Source organism: Streptomyces sp. NPDC094143 (assembly GCF_040303825.1).
Taxonomy (GTDB): domain Bacteria; phylum Actinomycetota; class Actinomycetes; order Streptomycetales; family Streptomycetaceae; genus Streptomyces.
In genome coordinates, this window is the sequence record NZ_JBEOTZ010000032.1 from 20,418 (window position 1) to 38,237 (window position 17,820).

Consider the following 17,820-nt stretch of genomic DNA (forward strand, 5'->3'; position numbering starts at 1 on the left):
TCTTAAATGGTGGAATGCACCGTCACCTCGTCAAGAGCGCCCTGGTCACGGGCGCCGCCCTCGCCGTCCTCGCCGCCTGCGGCACGGACGGGGAGCAGGCCTCCGAGGCGCGCGGCACCAAGGCCGCCGTCCCCGCCCCGCCCGAGAAGAAGCCCGTCGAGGGCCTGCCCGGCATGCCGCCGGTCCTCGACCCGCAGGACGTGTACGCGGCCGACCGACCGAACAAGCTGTCCCCGGTGGTCAGAGACTTCCCGTCCCGGGTCTACGTCCCCAACACCGAGTCCGACACCGTCTCCGTCATCGACCCGAAGACGTACGAGATCGTCGAGACGATCCCCGTGGGCCGGCAGCCCCAGCACGTGGTGCCCTCCTGGGACCTGAAGACGCTCTGGGTCAACAACAACCGCGGCCACACCCTCACCCCGATCGACCCGAAGACCGGCAAGGCGGGCGAGGAGGTCGAGGTCCACGACCCCTACAACCTCTACTTCACGCCCCACGGCAAGTACGCCGTCGTCATGGCCTCCCTCGACCGCGAGCTCGTCTTCCGCGACCCGCACACCATGGCCGTCAAGAAGACCGTCCCGGTCTCCTGCTACGGCGTTAACCACGCCGACTTCTCCCTCGACGGCCGCTACTTCATCGTCTCCTGCGAGTTCAGCGGCGAACTGCTCAAGGTCGACACCGAGAAGATGGAGGTCGTGGGCCAGCAGCGGCTGCCGTTCGAAGGCGCCATGCCGCAGGACGTGAAGATCTCGCCCGACGGCAAGAGGTTCTACATCGCGGACATGATGGCCCACGGCATGTGGGTCCTGGACGGCGACAAGTTCACCGCGCCCACCCTGCTGCCCACCGGCAAGGGCTGCCACGGCCTCTACGTCAGCCGCGATTCCCGCGAGATGTACGTGTCCAACCGAGGCGAGGGCACGGTCTCCGTCTTCGACTTCACGCGGAACAAGCTCACCAGGAAGTGGCGGCTGCCCGACGGCGGCAGCCCCGACATGGGCGGCGTCTCCGCCGACGGCAAGGTGCTCTGGCTCTCCGGCCGCTACGACGCCGAGGTCTACGCCATCGACACCCGCACCGGCACCCAGCTCGCCCGCATCCCCGTCGGCAGCGGCCCGCACGGCCTCGCGGTCTACCCGCAGCCCGGCCGCTACTCACTCGGCCACACGGGTATCTTCCGCTGACCCCATCGGCCGTCCGCACCAGCGCAGTTGACACGCCCTGATCGGGTGAGGATCCCGGCCCCGCCGCGGTGGAACCAGGATCGTGCTCCGCATGATCACTCTCCGCCCGCGGCGGCGCGCCACCGCCGCCGCCCTTTCCCTCGCGGCCGTCCTCACCACCACGGCCGCCGCACCGAACCAGGCACCCGCCCGGCCCACCGCCCCCGCACCGGCCGCCTGCCCCGTCCAGTACGACGACAAGGCCGAAGCCGCCGCCGACCGCCGGGTCGACCTCGGCCGGATCACCCCCAATCCGTCCTGGCGCACCACCTGCGGCACCCTCTACCGCGCCGACGGCCGCGGCCCCTCCGTCGTCTTCGAGGAGGGCTTCCGCCCCAGGGACGTCGTGAACGGACAGTACGACCTGGAGAAGTACGTCCTGGTCAACCAGCCGTCCCCGTACGTGTCGACCACGTACGACCACGACCTGTTCAAGAAGTGGAAGTCCGCCTTCAACTACTACGTCGACGCCCCCGGGGGCGTCGACGTCAACAAGACCATCGGCGACAGCCACACATACGCCGACCAGCAGGAGGTCGCCTTCCCCGGCGGCATCGCCCGGCAGTACATCGTCGGCGTCTGCCCGGTCGACAAGGCGACCAGGACCGAGATCATGAGCGAGTGCGAGAGCAACCCGCACTACAAGCCCTGGCACTGACCGCGGCTTGAGTCTCCACCCGCTGGAGGGCGCAGACTCCCGGACATGACCGACGACGGCACCGCCCTGCTCACCATCGGCGCACTGGCCCGGGCCACCGGACTGACCGTCCGCACCATCCGGTACTGGTCCGACGAGGGCGCCCTGCCCCCGGTGGCCCGGTCGGAGGGCGGATACCGGCTCTACGACGCCGCCTCGGTGGCCCGCCTGGAGCTGATCCGGACGCTGCGCGAACTCGGCCTGGGCCTCACGGACGTCCGCCGGGTGCTGGCCGGCGAGGCGACGGTGGCGCAGGTCGCGGCCGCACACGTGGTCGCGCTGGACGCGCGGATCCGGTCGCTGAAGGTGACCCGTGCGGTGCTGTCGACGGTCGCGAAGCGAGGTTCCGGCACGGAGGAGATGACTTTGATGAACAGACTGGCACGGCTGTCCGCGGCCGAGCGGCGGCGCATCCTCGAGGAGTTCGTGGACGAGATCTTCCACGGGCTGGACACGGCGGACCCGGAGATCCGCGAGCGGATGCGGCACACTGCCGCCGACCTGCCCGAGGAGCCGTCACCCGAACAGGTCGACGCCTGGCTGGAGCTGGCCGAGCTGCTGCAGGACCCCGGCTTCCGGGCCGAGATGCGCAGGGTCGCCGAGTCCAACGCGGCCGACCGCGGCCACGACGCGCCCGCCGGGGCGTCCCTGCGGTTCTCCCGGCGGCTGGTGCGGCTGGCGGCCGAGGCCCGCGAGCGGGGCATCGCCCCCGGCTCGCCGGAGGCCGGCCGCGTGCTGGACGATCTCCTGGGCACGGCCGACCCCGCCGCCGTACTCGACCGGCTGCGCTCGCACGCCACCCACCGGGTCGCCCGTTACCGGGAGTTGCTCGCCGTCGTGAAGGGCGCCGGGCCCGGGGCGGCCCACCGGGAGGAGTTCGCCTGGGTGGTCGCCGCACTGGAAGCCCGAGCGGCCAGTTAATCTGACCAGCGTCAGCAAGACGTACAGCACGAGACGAGGGGCGACCGGTGGCGGACATCGAGGAAGCACGCAAGCAGTTCGAGCGGATCGATACGGACGGTGACGGACTCATCACCGCTGCCGAGTTCAAGACCGCCCTGGCCCGGTCGGGTGACTGGAACGTCACCGAGTCGGTCGCCGAGGTCGTCATCAAGAGCCGCGACCTGGACGGCGACAAGAGGCTCAGCTTCGACGAGTTCTGGGCCTACCTGGACAAGTAGGCCGCCCGGCCGCGTCAGCGAAGGGGCCCGGCCCGTGCCCGCACGGACCGGGCCCCTCGGCCTTCCCGCGTACGGCCAGGAATAGCGCTCCCGCCCTCGGGGTTGACCCCGGTCACAAGGATCCGCGAGGCGCTATCCACCCCCCGGAAGGGCGAGGACATGAAGATCGGCATCATCGGAGCGGGCAACATCGGCGGCAACCTGACCCGGCGGCTCACCGCCCTGGGCCACGACGTGTCCGTCGCCAACTCCCGTGGCCCGCACACCCTCACCGCCCTGGCGGAGGAGACCGGCGCGACGCCCGTACCGGTCGGGGAGGCCGCGCGGGGCGCCGAGGTCGTCGTGGTGACCATCCCCCTGAAGGCGGTCCCGGACCTGCCGTCCGGCGTGCTCGACGGCGCGGCGGAGGGCGTCGCGGTCATCGACACCGGCAACTACTACCCCAAGCAGCGCGACGGCAGGATCGCCGGGATCGAGGACGAGGGCCTCACCGAGAGCCGCTGGACGGAACGGCAGCTGGGCCACCCCGTGATCAAGGCCTTCAACGGCACCTACGCCCAGGACATCCTGGACCGCCACCGCCCGGCCGGCGACCCGGGCCGCCTGGCCCTCCCGGTGGCCGGCGACGACGAGGCTGCCAAGCGGAAGGTGCGCGCGCTGATCGAGGAACTCGGCTTCGACACGGTCGACGCGGGCGGCCTGGACGACTCCTGGCGCCAGCAGCCCGGCACCCCCGTCTACGGCCTGCGCGGAGGCGTCCAGGAGGTCACCAAGGCCCTGTCGGAGGCTTCCCCGGAGCGCACGGCGGACTTCCGCGGCTAGGCCGGAGAGGATCAGGCGTCCGTGGCCCACTTGCGCAGCGCCGCCTTGCTCTCGAAGTCGGCCACGTTCTTGTCCAGCGGGTCGTCGGTGTACTGGTGGAAGCGCCACTTCGCCTTGATGCGGGGCTTGCCCGCGGAGACGTAGTCGGCAATCCACAGCCCGTCGCCGGCGTAGGAGCTCGTGTCGACGTTGAGCCAGAAGTGCCGGTTGCAGTAGAGCACCACCCGGTTGTCCGGACGGAGTTCCTTCAGCTTGCGTATGAACCGGTCCTTCTCCGCGTTGCTCGCGTGCGTGCCGTCGCCGGTCGTCTCCCAGTCGACGGCGAGGATGTCGCCCGGCCGGTCCGGGGCCTTGCCGACGAAGTACTCGGCCTGGGCGGTGAGGTTGCCGGGCCACAGGAAGTGGTAGAAGCCGACGACCAGCCCGGCGTCCCGCGCCCGCCTGGCCTGGGCGGCCAGCTTGGGGTTCACGTAGGAACGCCCCTCCGTCGCCTTCACGAAGACGAAGGAGAGGCCGTCGGTGTCGTAGGAGGAGGACTGGTAGGAACTCACGTCGATGCCGCGCAGCATGGGGGGCTCCCTGTAGTGCTGGGGGGAGGGAGAGTTGGTGCCACCACCATGGCACGGGCTGCTGTGGCCCGTTGTGGAAACGTCAACTTCGGCCAGGCGCGGTGACGGCGGGAGCCGGGTCGTCGGCGGGGGCGGCCTCGCCGTCGTCCAGGGAGACGTGCCTGGTCTCCTTGGTGAGGATCAGCGCGATCAGCGTCTCAGCACTCGATGATGTTCACCGCAAGCCCGCCCCGGGCGGTCTCCTTGTACTTCACGGACATGTCCGCGCCCGTGTCCTTCATCGTCTTGATGACCTTGTCCAGGGACACCTTGTGGGAGCCGTCGCCGCGCATCGCCATGCGGGCGGCGGTGACGGCCTTGACCGCCGCCATGCCGTTGCGCTCGATGCACGGGATCTGGACCAGGCCGCCGACCGGGTCGCAGGTCAGGCCCAGGTTGTGTTCCATGCCGATCTCGGCCGCGTTCTCGACCTGCTCCGGGGACCCGCCGAGGACCTCGGCCAGCGCGCCCGCCGCCATGGAGCAGGCGGAACCGACCTCGCCCTGGCAGCCGACCTCGGCGCCGGAGATGGAGGCGTTCTCCTTGAACAGCATGCCGATCGCGCCCGCGGCGAGCAGGAAGCGGACCACGCCCTCCTCGTCGGCGCCGGGCACGAAGTTCATGTAGTAGTGCAGGACCGCCGGGATGATGCCGGCCGCGCCGTTGGTCGGGGCGGTGACGACCCGGCCCCCGGCCGCGTTCTCCTCGTTCACGGCCATCGCGTAGAGGGTGATCCACTCCATCGCCAGGGCCTGCGGGTCGCCCTCGGAGCGGAGCTTGCGCGCGGTGTTGGCGGCCCGGCGGCGCACCTTGAGACCGCCCGGCAGGATGCCCTCGCGGGACATGCCGCGCGCCACGCACGCCTGCATGACCCGCCAGATCTCCAGCAGGCCCTCGCGGATCTCCTCCTCGGTCCGCCAGGCCCGCTCGTTCTCCAGCATCAGCGCCGAGATGGACAGGCCGGTCTCCCGGGCCATGCGCAGCAACTCGTCGCCGGTGCGGAAGGGGTACTTGAGGACGGTGTCGTCGAGCTTGATGCGGTCCGCGCCGACCGCGTCCTCGTCGACGACGAAGCCGCCGCCGACCGAGTAGTAGGTCTTGGTCAGCAGCTCCGCGCCCGAGGCGTCGTACGCCCACAGGGTCATGCCGTTCGCGTGGTACGGCAGGGCCTTGCGGCGGTGCAGGACCATGTCGTCGTCGAAGGAGAACGCGATCTCGTGCTCACCGAGCAGGTTCAGCCTGCCGCCGGCCTTGATCGTCTCCACTCGCTCGTCGGCGGTCTCCACGTCCACCGTGCGCGGCGAGTCGCCCTCCAGGCCCAGCAGCACCGCCTTGGGCGTGCCGTGGCCGTGGCCGGTCGCGCCGAGCGAGCCGTACAGCTCCGCGCGGACCGAGGCGACGGAGCGCAGGAGCTCCTCGTTGCGCAGCCGCCGGACGAACAGGCCGGCCGCGCGCATCGGGCCGACGGTGTGGGAGCTGGACGGGCCGATGCCGATCGAGAACAGGTCGAAGACCGAGATGGCCACGGGGGAACTCCTGACTACGGGGGTGGTGCACAGGGGTGGGTGCCGCGCCCGCTTGTGGCCGGCGCGGCGCCCGAAAGGTTTCTTCGCGACCGTTGTCTGCCGCTGGTTACTTGTTCATACCCGGGTACAGCGGGTGCCGGTCGGCCAGGGCCTTCACCCGGGCCTTGAGGGCCTCCACGTCGTACGACGGCTTCAGCGCCTCGGCGATGACGTCCGCGACCTCGGCGAAGTCCTCGGCCGTGAAGCCGCGGGTGGCCAGGGCCGGGGTTCCGATCCGCAGACCGGACGTCACCATCGGCGGACGCGGGTCGTTCGGGATCGCGTTGCGGTTGACGGTGATGCCGATCTCGTGGAGCCGGTCCTCGGCCTGCTGCCCGTCCAGCTCGGAGTCGCGCAGGTCGACCAGGACCAAGTGCACGTCCGTGCCGCCGGACAGCACGTCCACGCCCACGGCCCGGACGTCGTCCCGCACCAGACGCTCGGCCAGGATGCGGGCACCCTCCAGCGTACGGCGCTGGCGTTCCTTGAAGTCCTCCGAGGCGGCGACCTTGAAGGCGACGGCCTTGGCGGCGACCACGTGCTCCAGCGGACCGCCCTGCTGACCGGGGAAGACGGCGGAGTTGATCTTCTTGGCCAGTTCGGCCGTGGAGAGGATCACACCTCCGCGCGGGCCGCCGAGGGTCTTGTGGGTCGTGGTGGTGACCACGTGCGCGTGCGGCACCGGGTTGGGGTGCAGCCCGGCCGCGACGAGCCCGGCGAAGTGCGCCATGTCGACCATCAGGTACGCGCCGACCTCGTCGGCGATCCGGCGGAACTCGGCGAAGTCCAGCTGCCGCGGGTACGCCGACCAGCCGGCGACGATCAGCTTCGGCCGGGACTCCTTGGCGAGCCGCTCGACCTCGGCCATGTCGACCCGGCCGTCCTCGCCCACGTGGTAGGCGACGACGTCGTAGAGCTTGCCGGAGAAGTTGATCTTCATGCCGTGGGTCAGGTGACCGCCGTGGGCGAGGTTCAGGCCCATGATCGTGTCGCCCGGCTTGAGCAGCGCGAACATCGCGGCCGCGTTGGCCTGGGCGCCCGAGTGCGGCTGCACGTTGGCGTGCTCGGCGCCGAACAGCTCCTTGACCCGGTCGATGGCGATCTGCTCGACCACGTCGACGTGCTCGCAGCCGCCGTAGTAGCGGCGGCCCGGATAGCCCTCGGCGTACTTGTTGGTGAGGACCGAGCCCTGCGCCTCCATGACCGCGACCGGGGCGAAGTTCTCCGAGGCGATCATCTCCAGCGTGGACTGCTGGCGGTGCAGCTCGGCGTCGACCGCGGCGGCGACGGCCGGGTCGAGCTCGTGCAGGGGGGTGTTCAGGACGGACATACGGCTACGACTCCTCAGCCGGCGGAGAACGCGGTGTACTCGTCGGCGGAGAGCAGGTCGCCCGGCTCGTCCGTGACCCGCACCTTGAACAGCCAGCCGCCCTCGAAGGGGGCCGAGTTCACCAGGGACGGGTCGTTCACGACGTCCTCGTTGACCTCGGTGACCTCACCGGAGACCGGGGAGTACAGGTCGGACACCGACTTGGTCGACTCCAGCTCGCCGCAGGTCTCGCCCGCGGACACCGTGTCACCGACCTCGGGGAGCTGGACGAAGACCACGTCGCCGAGCGCGTTGGCCGCGTGCTCCGTGATGCCGACCGTCGACACGCCGTCCTCGGCGGCCGACAGCCACTCGTGCTCCTTGCTGTAGCGCAGCTGCTGGGGGTTGCTCATGGCCTGAATTCTCCTGTACGCGCGGGAGTGCTGGTGAAGGGGACCGCTGGTGAGCGGGGTGAAGGGCGGGCCGGGGCCTCGTGGAGCCCCTGGCCAGTGTCTACTTCTGGCGCTTGTAGAAGGGCAGCGCCACGACCTCGTACGGCTCGTGACTGCCCCGGATGTCCACGCCCACGCCGGGCGTGCCGGGCGCGGCGTGCGCGGCGTCGACGTAGGCCATGGCGATCGGCTTGCCGAGGGTGGGGGAGGGGGCGCCGGAGGTGACCTCGCCGATCACCTCGCCGCCGGAGACGACGGCGTACCCGGCGCGCGGGACGCGGCGGCCCTCGGCGACCAGGCCGACCAGCACGCGCGGCGGGTTCTGCTCGGCCCGGGCGGCGGCCTCGCGCAGGGCCTCACGGCCCACGAAGTCGCCCTCCTTCTCGAACTTCACCACGCGGCCGAGACCGGCGTCGAAGGGCGTCAGGGAGGTGGTCAGCTCATGCCCGTACAGCGGCATGCCCGCCTCAAGGCGCAGCGTGTCGCGGCAGGACAGGCCGCACGGGACCAGCCCGGCGCCCTCGCCTGCCTTGGTCAGCGCCTGCCACAGCTCGACGGCGTGCTCCGGCTTCACGAACAGCTCGAAGCCGTCCTCGCCGGTGTAGCCGGTGCGGGCGATCAGGGCCGGGACCCCGGCGACCGTGCCGGGCAGGCCGGCGTAGTACTTCAGCCCGTCCAGGTCGGCGTCGGTGAGGGAGGCCAGGATGCCGGGGGACTCAGGGCCCTGGACGGCGAGCAGCGCGTAGGCGTCCCGGTCGTCGCGCACCTCGGCGTCGAAGCCGGCGGCCCGCTCGGTCAGCGCGTCCAGCACGACCTGGGCGTTGGAGGCGTTGGCGACGACCATGTACTCGGTCTCGCCCAGCCGGTAGACGATCAGGTCGTCGAGGATGCCGCCGTCGGCCCGGCAGATCATGGTGTAGCGGGCGCGGCCCGGCTTCACGCCGCCGATGTTGCCCACCAGGGCGTAGTCGAGGAGGGCGGCGGCCTGCGGGCCGGTGACGGTGATCTCACCCATGTGGGAGAGGTCGAACAGCCCGGCCCTCGTGCGCACGGCGGTGTGCTCGTCGCGCTCGGAGCCGTAGCGCAGGGGCATGTCCCAGCCGGCGAAGTCGGTCATCGTCGCGCCGAGCGAGCGATGCAGGGCATCGAGCGCGGTGTGACGGAGTTGTCCTGTACTGCTCACGGTCGGTCGTCTCCCAAGGCAATGACGGCGAGGTCGTTCCTCCCCATCTGTCATCGGAACCTGAGAGGTTCGCCATGACCGCGCCGGTCCATGGCTTGCACCTTGGGTGGAGCCGCGCCCTGCCGGGGCAGGGGAGGGCCCGCTTTTCAGATGTGCCTCGCCCGCGCGGTAACGGGGCCTGAGAGATTCAAGGGAGGGACTTGCTCCTTCGGCGCCCCAGCGTCAGCGGTGCTGGGAACTCTCCCGCGCGGATTCAAACGGCCGGTATGCAGTTGGCGCGCACATCATTGCACGCATCCTTCCGGCGCGGCAGGGGGACCTTTCACAGGGAGGGCGGGAGTCCCGCGCGCCGGACCCGGCGACCTGTAGCAGCCCTGTTGCAGGAAGAGTACGGAAATGAGAGGCCTGCGGCATTACCTTCTCTTTACACTCGGCGGGGATGGGACTCCGTACCTGGCCCCAGGGGAGGACGATCACGGTGAACAGGACCAGGGCGTACGCCACGACCACGGGCATCGCGCTGCCCGAGCAGCCGGCCGTTCCGGCCCGGGCGGTCCGCGGCCCGGCGCCGGTCGTCCGCGATCTGCGCGACCGCCCCGGCCGCGGCCCGCACGCGCTGCTGTTCGGCCCCCGGGACATCGTCGTGGTCACGGGCCTGCCCGGCAGCGGCAAGTCCACGCTCATGCGGCGCACGGTCCCGGGCCGGCGCGTCGACTCCCAGGACACCCGCGACCGCTGGGAGCGCCGCATGCCGGGCTTCCTGCCGTACGCGCTCTACCGGCCGCTCGTCCGGCTCGCCCACTACGCCGGGCTGCGGCGCGCGCTGCGCACGGGTGAGGGGCTCGTGGTGCACGACTGCGGCACGCAGGCGTGGGTCCGCCGCTGGCTCGCCCGCGAGGCCCGCCGCCGGGGCGGCGCCCTGCACCTGCTCCTCCTCGACGTCACCCCCGAACAGGCCCTGGCCGGCCAGCGCGACCGCGGCCGCGGCGTCTCGCGCTACGCGTTCCTGCGCCACCGCGCGGCCACCACCCGCCTGCTGCGCTCCGCCGAACAGGGCGACCTCCCCTCCGGCTGCGGATCGGCCGTCCTCGCCGACCGGGACACGGCGAACGCGCTCCGCCGCATCGGCTTCACCGGGTGAGCGCCGGGGGTCCGCGGCGGGCCGGGGTGAGCGCCGGGGATTCGCGGCGGGCCGGGGTGGCTGCCGGGGGCCGGCGGTGCGGCCCGCGTGGCGCCGGAGGCCGAGCGGTGCGGCCGGGGAGACCGCCGGGGCTCCGGCCACGACGCGATCGTCCGGAAGCTCCGCGACGGCAGCCTGCCCGCTCCTGGCGGACCCGGCGGCGGTCACGGCCCTCACCGACGCGCTCGCCCGGACACCCGGCCGGGGACCGGGCGGCACACCCGGCGGGGCGGCCGAACGGCCCGGAAGGCGGGCCGGGGCACGACGGCCGGCCACCGGCCGGCAGGCCGTCCTGCCGGGGCTCCGGCCACGACGCGATCGTCCGGAAGCTCCGCGACGGCAGCCTGCCCGCTCCTGGCGGACCCGGCGGCGGTCACGGCCCTCACCGACGCGCTCGCCCGGACACCCGGCCGGGGACCGGGCGGCACACCCAGCGGGGCGGCCGAACGGCCCGGAAGGCGGGCCGGGGCACGACGGCCGACCACCGGCCGGCAGGCCGTCCCGCACGGCCCGGCCACTCCCGCTCCCCGAGCCGTTAGCCTTTTCAGCCTCAGCAGTGGTTTCAGGCAGGCGGTAGGCAGATGGACTTCCCGGCGGACTTCTCCGCGGACTTCCCGGCGCAGACGCAGACCCACCCGCACGGTGGCTGGCCCGGCAACGAGCTGGAGGAGGTGCTCTCGGCCGCTCTCGGCGCCGGTCCCGCGGCAGGCGGGCGGATCGTCGAGGTGCTCGGCCGGAGTTTCGTCTGGGTGCCGCTCCCCAACGGCGGTGGCCCGCACAGCGGCCCGCTCGACCTGCCCGCCGTCGAGATCGAGGGTCAGGCGTTCGTGCCGGTGTTCAGCTCGGAGGAGCAGTTCCGCCTGGCCGCGGGGCCCCACATGGCGTACACCATCGCGCCGGCCGTGGAGTTCGCCCGCGGCCTGCCCCCGCACGCGGGGATCGTCGTCAACCCCGGCGGCGTGGTCGGCATACCCCTTCCGCCCCCCGCCGTCGCCGACCTGTGCCGGGCCGGCCGGACCCCGCTGGACGGCCCGGCGAGCGGCGGCCGGGTCCGCCTCTTCGAGCCCGACTGGCAGGACGACCCGGTGGACTTCCTGGCCGCCGCCTCCGCCGAGTTCGAGGCGATCGGCGTCGTGCTCACCGCCCGCCGCTGCCTCGCCGCGATCGAGACCGCCGACCCCGTGATGTTCGTGGGCGTCGAACTCTCCCAGTGGGAGGGCGACCTGCGGGCCCTCCCGCTGGAGGCCCTGACCCGGGCCGTCACCGCGGCACCGGCGCCCTGGCCCGTCAACCTCGTCCTGCTGGACGTGACGGAGGACCCGGTGGGCCACTGGATGAAGGACCGGGTCCGGCCCTTCTACCAGCGGTAGGGCGACCGGCCCGGGCGCGCCGCAAGCCACGGACGGACCCGCACGCGCCGGACGAGGGCAAGTCCCGAGTCGGTGGGCGGGCTTAAGCTAGGTCACGGTCGAGGCGTTGTACGAAGGGGCGGTAAAGGTGAGCGCGAGCGGCACGGCCGCGGCCGGACAGGTCGAGCACATGCTGCGCCAGGTCACGCCCGGGCGCTACGACGCCTACGAGGCACTCCTGCGCGCGCTCGCGACCCCGCACACCGGCCAGATCTGGATGCTCCTGTGGCACGGCCAGGCCGGCTCCCCGGACGCCCAGTACGGAAACATGGAGGTCGACGGCCACGGCTACGCGCCCTGCGTGACCTCCGCCCAGGAGCTCTCGGCCAGCGGCTGGAACCGCTCCTACGAGGTGGTCGACGGCGTCGACGTGGCCCGCGCCCTCTACCCCGACCACTACGGCCTCTGGCTCAACCCGCACGCCCCGGGCGGCGGCGTCGGCATCCCCTGGCTCGACCTGCGCAGAATCGCCACGGGCCTGGACCGCCAGCCCGCCGGACCGCTGCGGCTGTCCGAACCCGCCATCGAGATCCCTCAGTTCTACGCCCTCCTCGCGCAGAACGCCCACCGCACCCCGGCCGTCCGCGCGCTGCGCCGCGCCTGGGTGCAGCCCGCGCTCGGCGCGCCGTACCTCGCCATCGGACTGGACGTGTACGACACCTCGCCGCCGGCCGTGGACTCCGTGCGCGCGATGATGCAGCAGTCCCTCGGCGCCGTCCCGGACGGACTCCCCGTCTCCACCGTCGCGATGTCCGACGAACACGACCCGGTCGCCATGTGGCTGCGGGCGAACGCCCGCCCCTTCTACGACCGCGAGGCCCACGCCACCGCCCCCGTCCAGGCCCCCGCGTCCGGCTACGGCTACCCGCCCGCCCAGGGCAGGTTCTGAGCCGCCAGGACCCCCGCCGAGGCCGGTTCCCCACCCCCGCGCAAAGACGAGGAAAAGTCAGCTCTCCGCGCGTAGATAAGGGTGAGATGCACCTGTATGTCCTAAAATGCCCATACCTCAACGCGTCCGACCCCTGTTACCCGTTGTCCGGATAACGGAACCCCCCAGACAGCATCACGTTTACGCATCCTTTCACCGCCAAGTCTGGCAACAGATCGCCAAAGCGTTGAAGACTCCCGGCAAGACACGGGCCGGTCGGTCTCGTGTACGAGACAAACAAAACCGCTACAGCGGCAGCCAGGGGCTAGGCGATCGCCGGCCCGAGAGGGGTCAATCGCACCGTGACCGCACCGATCGAGACCACCGGGGCGGAAGCCGGAGCACAGCCCGAGGCCGTGCTCTCCGGGGTCAAGAAGAGCCAGATCGAAGGGCGCTCGCTCACCCAGATCGCCTGGATGCGCTTCAAGCGGGACAAGGTGGCGATGGCCGGCGGCGTCGTCGTCATCCTGCTCACGCTGATGGCGGTGTTCTCCAAGCCGATCCAGTGGATCTTCAACCTCGATCCCAACAAGTTCAACCAGGACCTCATCGACCCCGCGCTGCTCGCCCCCAAGGGCGGCTGGGGCGGCATGAGTTGGGACCACCCGCTCGGCGTGGACCCGCAGTACGGCCGCGACATGCTCGCCCGCATCATCGACGGCTCCTGGGTCTCCCTGCTGGTCGCGGGCGGCGCCACGCTGCTGTCCGTGTGCATCGGCACCGTGCTCGGCGTGATCGCCGGCTACTACGGCGGCTGGATCGACAGCGTCATCAGCAGGCTGATGGACACCTTCCTGGCGTTCCCGCTGCTGCTGTTCGCCATCTCGATCTCCGCCTCCGTGCAGGACGGGTTCTTCGGTCTCGACGGCCTGTCCCTGCGCATCTGCGTGCTGATCTTCGTGATCGGCTTCTTCAGCTGGCCGTACATCGGCCGGATCGTGCGGGCGCAGACCATGACCCTGCGCAAGCGGGAGTTCATCGAGGCCTCCACGAGCCTCGGGGCGCGCGGCCCGTACATCCTGTTCCGGGAGCTCCTCCCGAACCTCGTCGCGCCGATCCTCGTCTACTCGACGCTGATCATCCCGACGAACATCCTGTTCGAGGCCGCGCTGAGCTTCCTCGGTGTCGGTATCGCTCCGCCGCAGGCCTCCTGGGGCGGCATGCTCAGCAACGCTGTGGACCTCTACACGGCTGATCCGCAGTACATGTTCGTGCCCGGACTGGCGATCTTCATCACCGTCCTGGCCTTCAACCTGCTGGGTGACGGGCTGCGTGACGCCCTCGACCCTCGCAGCAAGTGATCCATCGAATGAGGGGGCTTCCTCAGGTGAAGACGAGAAGGGTGACCGCCGGCGTTGCGTCGGTCCTGGCACTGTCGCTGGGAGCTGCCGCGTGCGGCGGCGGCGGTGACGACAACGACGGGGGAGGCAGCGGCAAGAAGGACGCCGCGCTGAACTCGATCGTCAACGCGTCGGACAAGAAGGGAGGGACGGTCACGTACGAGCACTCGGACGTGCCGGACTCCCTCGACCCGGGCAACACGTACTACGGCTGGGTGCAGAACTTCTCCCGCCTCTACGGCCGGACGCTCACCACGTTCAAGCCGGCGGCGGGCAAGGAAGGCCTGGAGGTCGTGCCGGACCTCGCCGAGGGACTCGGCAAGTCCAGCCCGGACGCCAAGACCTGGACGTACAAGCTGCGTACCGGAGTGAAGTTCCAGGACGGCACCCCGGTGACGTCCAAGGACGTGAAGTACGCCATCGAGCGCTCCAACTTCGCGCCCGAGGCGCTGTCCAACGGCCCGACCTACTTCAAGGCGTACCTTGAGGGCGGCGACAAGTACAAGGGCCCCTACAAGGACAAGTCCGCCGAGGGCATCAAGTCCATCGAGACGCCGGACGACCGGACGATCGTCTTCAAGCTGAAGCAGCCGTTCGCCGACTTCGACTACCTGGCGACCTTCTCGCAGACGGCCCCCGTGCCGAAGGCGAAGGACACCGGCGCGAAGTACGTGCAGGCCATCCAGTCCTCCGGCCCGTACCAGTTCCAGTCCTACGAGGAGGGCCGCGGCGCCACCCTCGTGCGCAACAAGCAGTGGGACCCGAAGACGGACCCGATCCGCAAGGCCCTGCCGGACAAGATCACGATCAAGTTCAAGGTCAACCCGGTCACGGTCGACAACAACCTGATCTCCGACAAGATCACGGCTGACGCGGCCGGCACCGGTGTGCAGCCGCAGACCCAGCCGAAGGTCCTGCGCGGCAAGCTCGCCGGCCAGACGGACAGCTCCTACGCGGGCGCCACGCAGTACATCGCGCTCAACGTCAACGTGAAGCCGTTCGACAACGAGCACTGCCGCAAGGCCGTCCAGTGGGGTCTGGACAAGCAGTCCGTCCTGGACGCCATGGGCGGTTCGCCGAAGGGTGACGTGGCGACCACGCTGCTGCCGCCGTCGGTCAACGGCTACACCAAGTTCGACACCTACCCGAGCGAGGGTCACAAGGGTGACGCCGCCAAGGCCAAGGCCGAGCTGAAGGCCTGCGGCCAGCCGAACGGCTTCAACACGATCCTCACGGCCCGCTCGGACCGGCCCGCCGAGGTCGCGGCCGCCACGGCCGTCCAGGCGTCGCTGAAGAAGATCGGCATCAACATCGAGATCAAGCAGTTCCCCTCCGGCAAGTACTTCTCCAACTTCGCCGGTGTCCCGTCCTACGTCCACAAGAACAAGCTGGGCATGCTCTCCATGGCGTGGGGCGCCGACTGGCCGACCGGCTACGGCTTCCTCGACCAGATCGTCAACGGTGCCGCCATCAAGCCCTCCGGCGGCAACAACCTGATGGAGCTGGACGACCCGAAGATCAACAAGGCCCTGACGGACGCGATCGCCAACACCGACGACGCCGCCCGCACCAAGGCCTGGGGCGACATCGACAAGATGGTCCTCGACAACGCCTCGGTCGTCCCGCTGATCTACCGCAAGAACCTGCTGCTGCGGCCCACGTCCGCCAGCAACGTCACGGTCACGCAGGCCTACCTCGGCATGTACGACTACCTGCTGATGAGCTCCGCGAAGTAACTCAGCAGGCCGGATCCTTTCGAAAGGCAGGTGAAGGCACCGGGTGGCCGCGGCGGACGACCCCGCCGCGGCCACCCGGGGCCGTACAGCTGTGGCTGCGTACATCCTCCGACGCGTCATGGGCGCGGTGCTGTTGCTGCTGGTGGTCAGCGCAGTCACCTTCGCCATCTTCTTCCTGGTGCCCCGTCTCGGGGGCCAGACGGCCGACCAGTTGGCCACCCAGTACGTCGGCAAGGACGCGAACCCCGAGTCCGTCGCCGCGATCAAGAAGAACCTGGGACTGGATCAGCCCGTCTACGAGCAGTTCTGGAACTTCATCAAGGGCCTCGTGGCGGGTGCCGACTACCGGTTCGGTCCCGAGGCGACGCACTGCAGCGCACCCTGCTTCGGGTACTCCTTCAAGAGCCACATCGAAGTCTGGCCGCAGTTGGAGCAGCGGATCCCGGTCTCCTTCTCGCTGGCCGTCGGCGCGGCGGTGATCTGGCTGATCTCCGGTGTGACGACCGGTGTCATCTCGGCCCTGCGCAAGGGCCGGCCGATCGACCGCATCTCCATGTTCATCGCGCTCGCCGGCGTCTCGCTCCCGATCTTCTTCACCGGCCAGATCCTGCTCGCGCTCTTCGTCTACGAGATCCCCATCTGGGACAGCATCGACTACGTCCCGTTCACCCAGAACCCCGCCGAATGGGCCTGGCATCTGATGCTGCCCTGGATCAGCCTCGCCTTCCTCTTCTCCGCGCTCTACGCCCGGCTCACCCGGGCGGGCATGCTGGAGACGATGAACGAGGACTACATCCGCACGGCCAGGGCGAAGGGCCTGAAGGAGTCCACGGTCGTCACCAAGCACGGCCTGCGCTCCGCGCTCACCCCGATCGTCACCATCTTCGGCATGGACTTCGGCACCCTCGTGGGCACCGCGGTGCTCACCGAGACCGTGTTCTCCCTCCAGGGCATCGGTGCCTACTCGGTCCAGGCCATCAAGGACAACGACCTGCCCATCGTGATGGGCGTGACCCTGGTCGCCGCGTTCTTCATCGTCTTCTGCAACTTGATCGTCGACCTGGTGTACGCCGCCATCGACCCCCGGGTGAGGTACTCGTGAGCAAGCTCGACAAAGCCGCGCTCGGCGAACCGGACACCACCGCCCCGTCCGTCCCGGACGACGTGTTCCTGTCCGTCCGTGATCTGCGCATCCACTTCGACACCGACGACGGCCTGGTCAAGTCCGTCGACGGCGTCAGCTTCGACGTGCGCAAGGGCAAGACCCTGGGCATCGTGGGCGAGTCCGGCTCCGGCAAGTCCGTCACCTCGCTCGGTGTGATGGGCCTGCACCGCTCGGCGCGCGCCAAGGTCACCGGCGAGGTCTGGCTGGACGGCCAGGAGCTGATCGCGGCCGACCCCGACGCCGTACGGCGGCTGCGCGGCCGGAAGATGGCCATGATTTTCCAGGACCCGCTGTCCGCGATGCACCCGTACTACACGGTCGGGCAGCAGATCGTCGAGGCGTACCGCGTCCACCACGACGTGACCAAGAAGGCCGCCAAGCAGCGCGCCATCGAGATGCTGGACCGGGTCGGCATCCCCGAGCCCGCCAAGCGCGTCGACAGCTACCCGCACGAGTTCTCCGGCGGTATGCGCCAGCGCGCCATGATCGCCATGGCCCTGGTGAACAACCCCGAGCTGCTCATCGCGGACGAGCCGACCACCGCCCTGGACGTCACCGTGCAGGCGCAGATCCTGGACCTGATCCACGATCTGCAGAAGGAGTTCGGCTCGGCGGTCATCATGATCACCCACGACCTGGGCGTGGTCGCCGAGATGGCCGACGACCTGCTGGTCATGTACGGCGGCCGGTGCGTGGAGCGCGGTCCCGCCGAGGCCGTGTTCTCCGAGCCCCGGCACCCCTACACCTGGGGCCTGCTCGGCTCGATGCCGCGGCTGGACCGCGAGGAGACCGACCGGCTCATCCCGATCAAGGGCGCGCCGCCCTCCCTGATCAACCTCCCGTCCGGCTGCGCCTTCCACCCGCGCTGCCCGTACGCGGACATCCCGAAGGACAACGTCACCCGCACGGTCCGCCCCGAGCTGACCGAGGTCGGCGGCTCGCACTGGGCCGCCTGCCACATGAGCCAGGAGCAGCGGGAGCGTATCTGGACCGAAGAGATTGCGCCGAAGCTGTGA

Annotated in this window: 17 protein-coding genes and 2 riboswitches; of the genes, 12 read left to right on the forward strand and 5 right to left on the reverse strand. The window is 70.5% G+C overall.

What is annotated here, in order from left to right:
- Window positions 1-14: 14 nt before the first annotated feature.
- The 5 genes from ABTZ58_RS31200 (at window position 15) to ABTZ58_RS31220 (ending at window position 3,929) form a co-directional block, all read left to right on the forward strand.
- On the forward strand, window positions 15-1,190 hold the full coding sequence (locus tag ABTZ58_RS31200; protein WP_351363905.1) for a YncE family protein: 1,176 nt from the start codon (window positions 15-17) through the stop codon (window positions 1,188-1,190).
- Between the two features lie 91 nt (window positions 1,191-1,281).
- The gene (locus ABTZ58_RS31205) at window positions 1,282-1,887 is read left to right on the forward strand and encodes an ADP-ribosyltransferase (protein WP_351363908.1); all 606 of its coding nucleotides are present in this window, start codon (window positions 1,282-1,284) and stop codon (window positions 1,885-1,887) included.
- A 45-nt stretch (window positions 1,888-1,932) separates the two neighbouring features.
- Window positions 1,933-2,847, forward strand: coding sequence for a helix-turn-helix domain-containing protein (locus ABTZ58_RS31210; protein ID WP_351363911.1), 915 nt, complete (start codon window positions 1,933-1,935; stop codon window positions 2,845-2,847).
- Window positions 2,848-2,894: 47 nt separating this feature from the next.
- Entirely contained in the window at window positions 2,895-3,107 is a 213-nt protein-coding gene (locus ABTZ58_RS31215) for an EF-hand domain-containing protein (RefSeq protein ID WP_351363914.1), read from the forward strand.
- A gap of 159 nt (window positions 3,108-3,266) precedes the next feature.
- On the forward strand, window positions 3,267-3,929 hold the full coding sequence (locus ABTZ58_RS31220; protein WP_351363916.1) for an NADPH-dependent F420 reductase: 663 nt from the start codon (window positions 3,267-3,269) through the stop codon (window positions 3,927-3,929).
- Window positions 3,930-3,940: 11 nt separating this feature from the next.
- Here the strand turns inward: ABTZ58_RS31220 and ABTZ58_RS31225 are convergent, their stop codons facing one another.
- The 5 genes from ABTZ58_RS31225 to gcvT form a co-directional block, all read right to left on the reverse strand.
- Window positions 3,941-4,498 (reverse strand): GH25 family lysozyme, encoded by a 558-nt coding sequence (locus ABTZ58_RS31225; RefSeq protein ID WP_351363919.1) that lies wholly within the window; start codon window positions 4,496-4,498, stop codon window positions 3,941-3,943.
- Between the two features lie 197 nt (window positions 4,499-4,695).
- Window positions 4,696-6,063 carry an L-serine ammonia-lyase gene (locus tag ABTZ58_RS31230; protein WP_351363922.1) on the reverse strand — a complete coding sequence of 456 codons (1,368 nt, stop codon included), beginning with the start codon at window positions 6,061-6,063 and terminating at the stop codon, window positions 4,696-4,698.
- Window positions 6,064-6,169: 106 nt separating this feature from the next.
- Window positions 6,170-7,432 (reverse strand): serine hydroxymethyltransferase, encoded by a 1,263-nt coding sequence (glyA, locus tag ABTZ58_RS31235; protein ID WP_351363925.1) that lies wholly within the window; start codon window positions 7,430-7,432, stop codon window positions 6,170-6,172.
- Between the two features lie 14 nt (window positions 7,433-7,446).
- Complete coding sequence (gcvH, locus tag ABTZ58_RS31240; RefSeq protein ID WP_086562694.1) at window positions 7,447-7,824, reverse strand: glycine cleavage system protein GcvH; 378 nt, start codon at window positions 7,822-7,824, stop codon at window positions 7,447-7,449.
- Window positions 7,825-7,924: 100 nt separating this feature from the next.
- Window positions 7,925-9,046 (reverse strand): glycine cleavage system aminomethyltransferase GcvT, encoded by a 1,122-nt coding sequence (gene gcvT, locus ABTZ58_RS31245; RefSeq protein WP_351363928.1) that lies wholly within the window; start codon window positions 9,044-9,046, stop codon window positions 7,925-7,927.
- 37 nt (window positions 9,047-9,083) lie between these two features.
- Window positions 9,084-9,202: riboswitch (glycine riboswitch) on the reverse strand.
- A riboswitch (glycine riboswitch) is annotated at window positions 9,203-9,302 on the reverse strand.
- Window positions 9,303-9,524: 222 nt separating this feature from the next.
- Between gcvT and ABTZ58_RS31250 the strand changes: the two genes are divergently transcribed.
- The 7 genes from ABTZ58_RS31250 (at window position 9,525) to ABTZ58_RS31280 (ending at window position 17,820) form a co-directional block, all read left to right on the forward strand.
- Window positions 9,525-10,187, forward strand: a complete 663-nt coding sequence (locus ABTZ58_RS31250; RefSeq protein WP_351363931.1) for an AAA family ATPase — start codon at window positions 9,525-9,527, stop codon at window positions 10,185-10,187.
- Window positions 10,188-10,807: 620 nt separating this feature from the next.
- Window positions 10,808-11,596: an enhanced serine sensitivity protein SseB gene (locus ABTZ58_RS31255; RefSeq protein WP_351363934.1), complete on the forward strand. Its 789-nt coding sequence runs from the start codon at window positions 10,808-10,810 to the stop codon at window positions 11,594-11,596.
- Window positions 11,597-11,723: 127 nt separating this feature from the next.
- A complete protein-coding gene (locus ABTZ58_RS31260; RefSeq protein ID WP_309094416.1) occupies window positions 11,724-12,524 on the forward strand; it encodes an enhanced serine sensitivity protein SseB C-terminal domain-containing protein in 801 nt (266 codons plus the stop codon).
- A gap of 341 nt (window positions 12,525-12,865) precedes the next feature.
- Entirely contained in the window at window positions 12,866-13,864 is a 999-nt protein-coding gene (locus tag ABTZ58_RS31265) for an ABC transporter permease (protein ID WP_309094415.1), read from the forward strand.
- Window positions 13,865-13,872: 8 nt separating this feature from the next.
- A complete protein-coding gene (locus tag ABTZ58_RS31270; RefSeq protein WP_351363938.1) occupies window positions 13,873-15,639 on the forward strand; it encodes an ABC transporter substrate-binding protein in 1,767 nt (588 codons plus the stop codon).
- Window positions 15,640-15,730: 91 nt separating this feature from the next.
- The gene (locus ABTZ58_RS31275) at window positions 15,731-16,741 is read left to right on the forward strand and encodes an ABC transporter permease (protein WP_309094413.1); all 1,011 of its coding nucleotides are present in this window, start codon (window positions 15,731-15,733) and stop codon (window positions 16,739-16,741) included.
- Window positions 16,738-17,820 (forward strand): ABC transporter ATP-binding protein, encoded by a 1,083-nt coding sequence (locus tag ABTZ58_RS31280; protein WP_351363942.1) that lies wholly within the window; start codon window positions 16,738-16,740, stop codon window positions 17,818-17,820. Before ABTZ58_RS31275 ends, ABTZ58_RS31280 begins: the two co-directional genes overlap by 4 nt.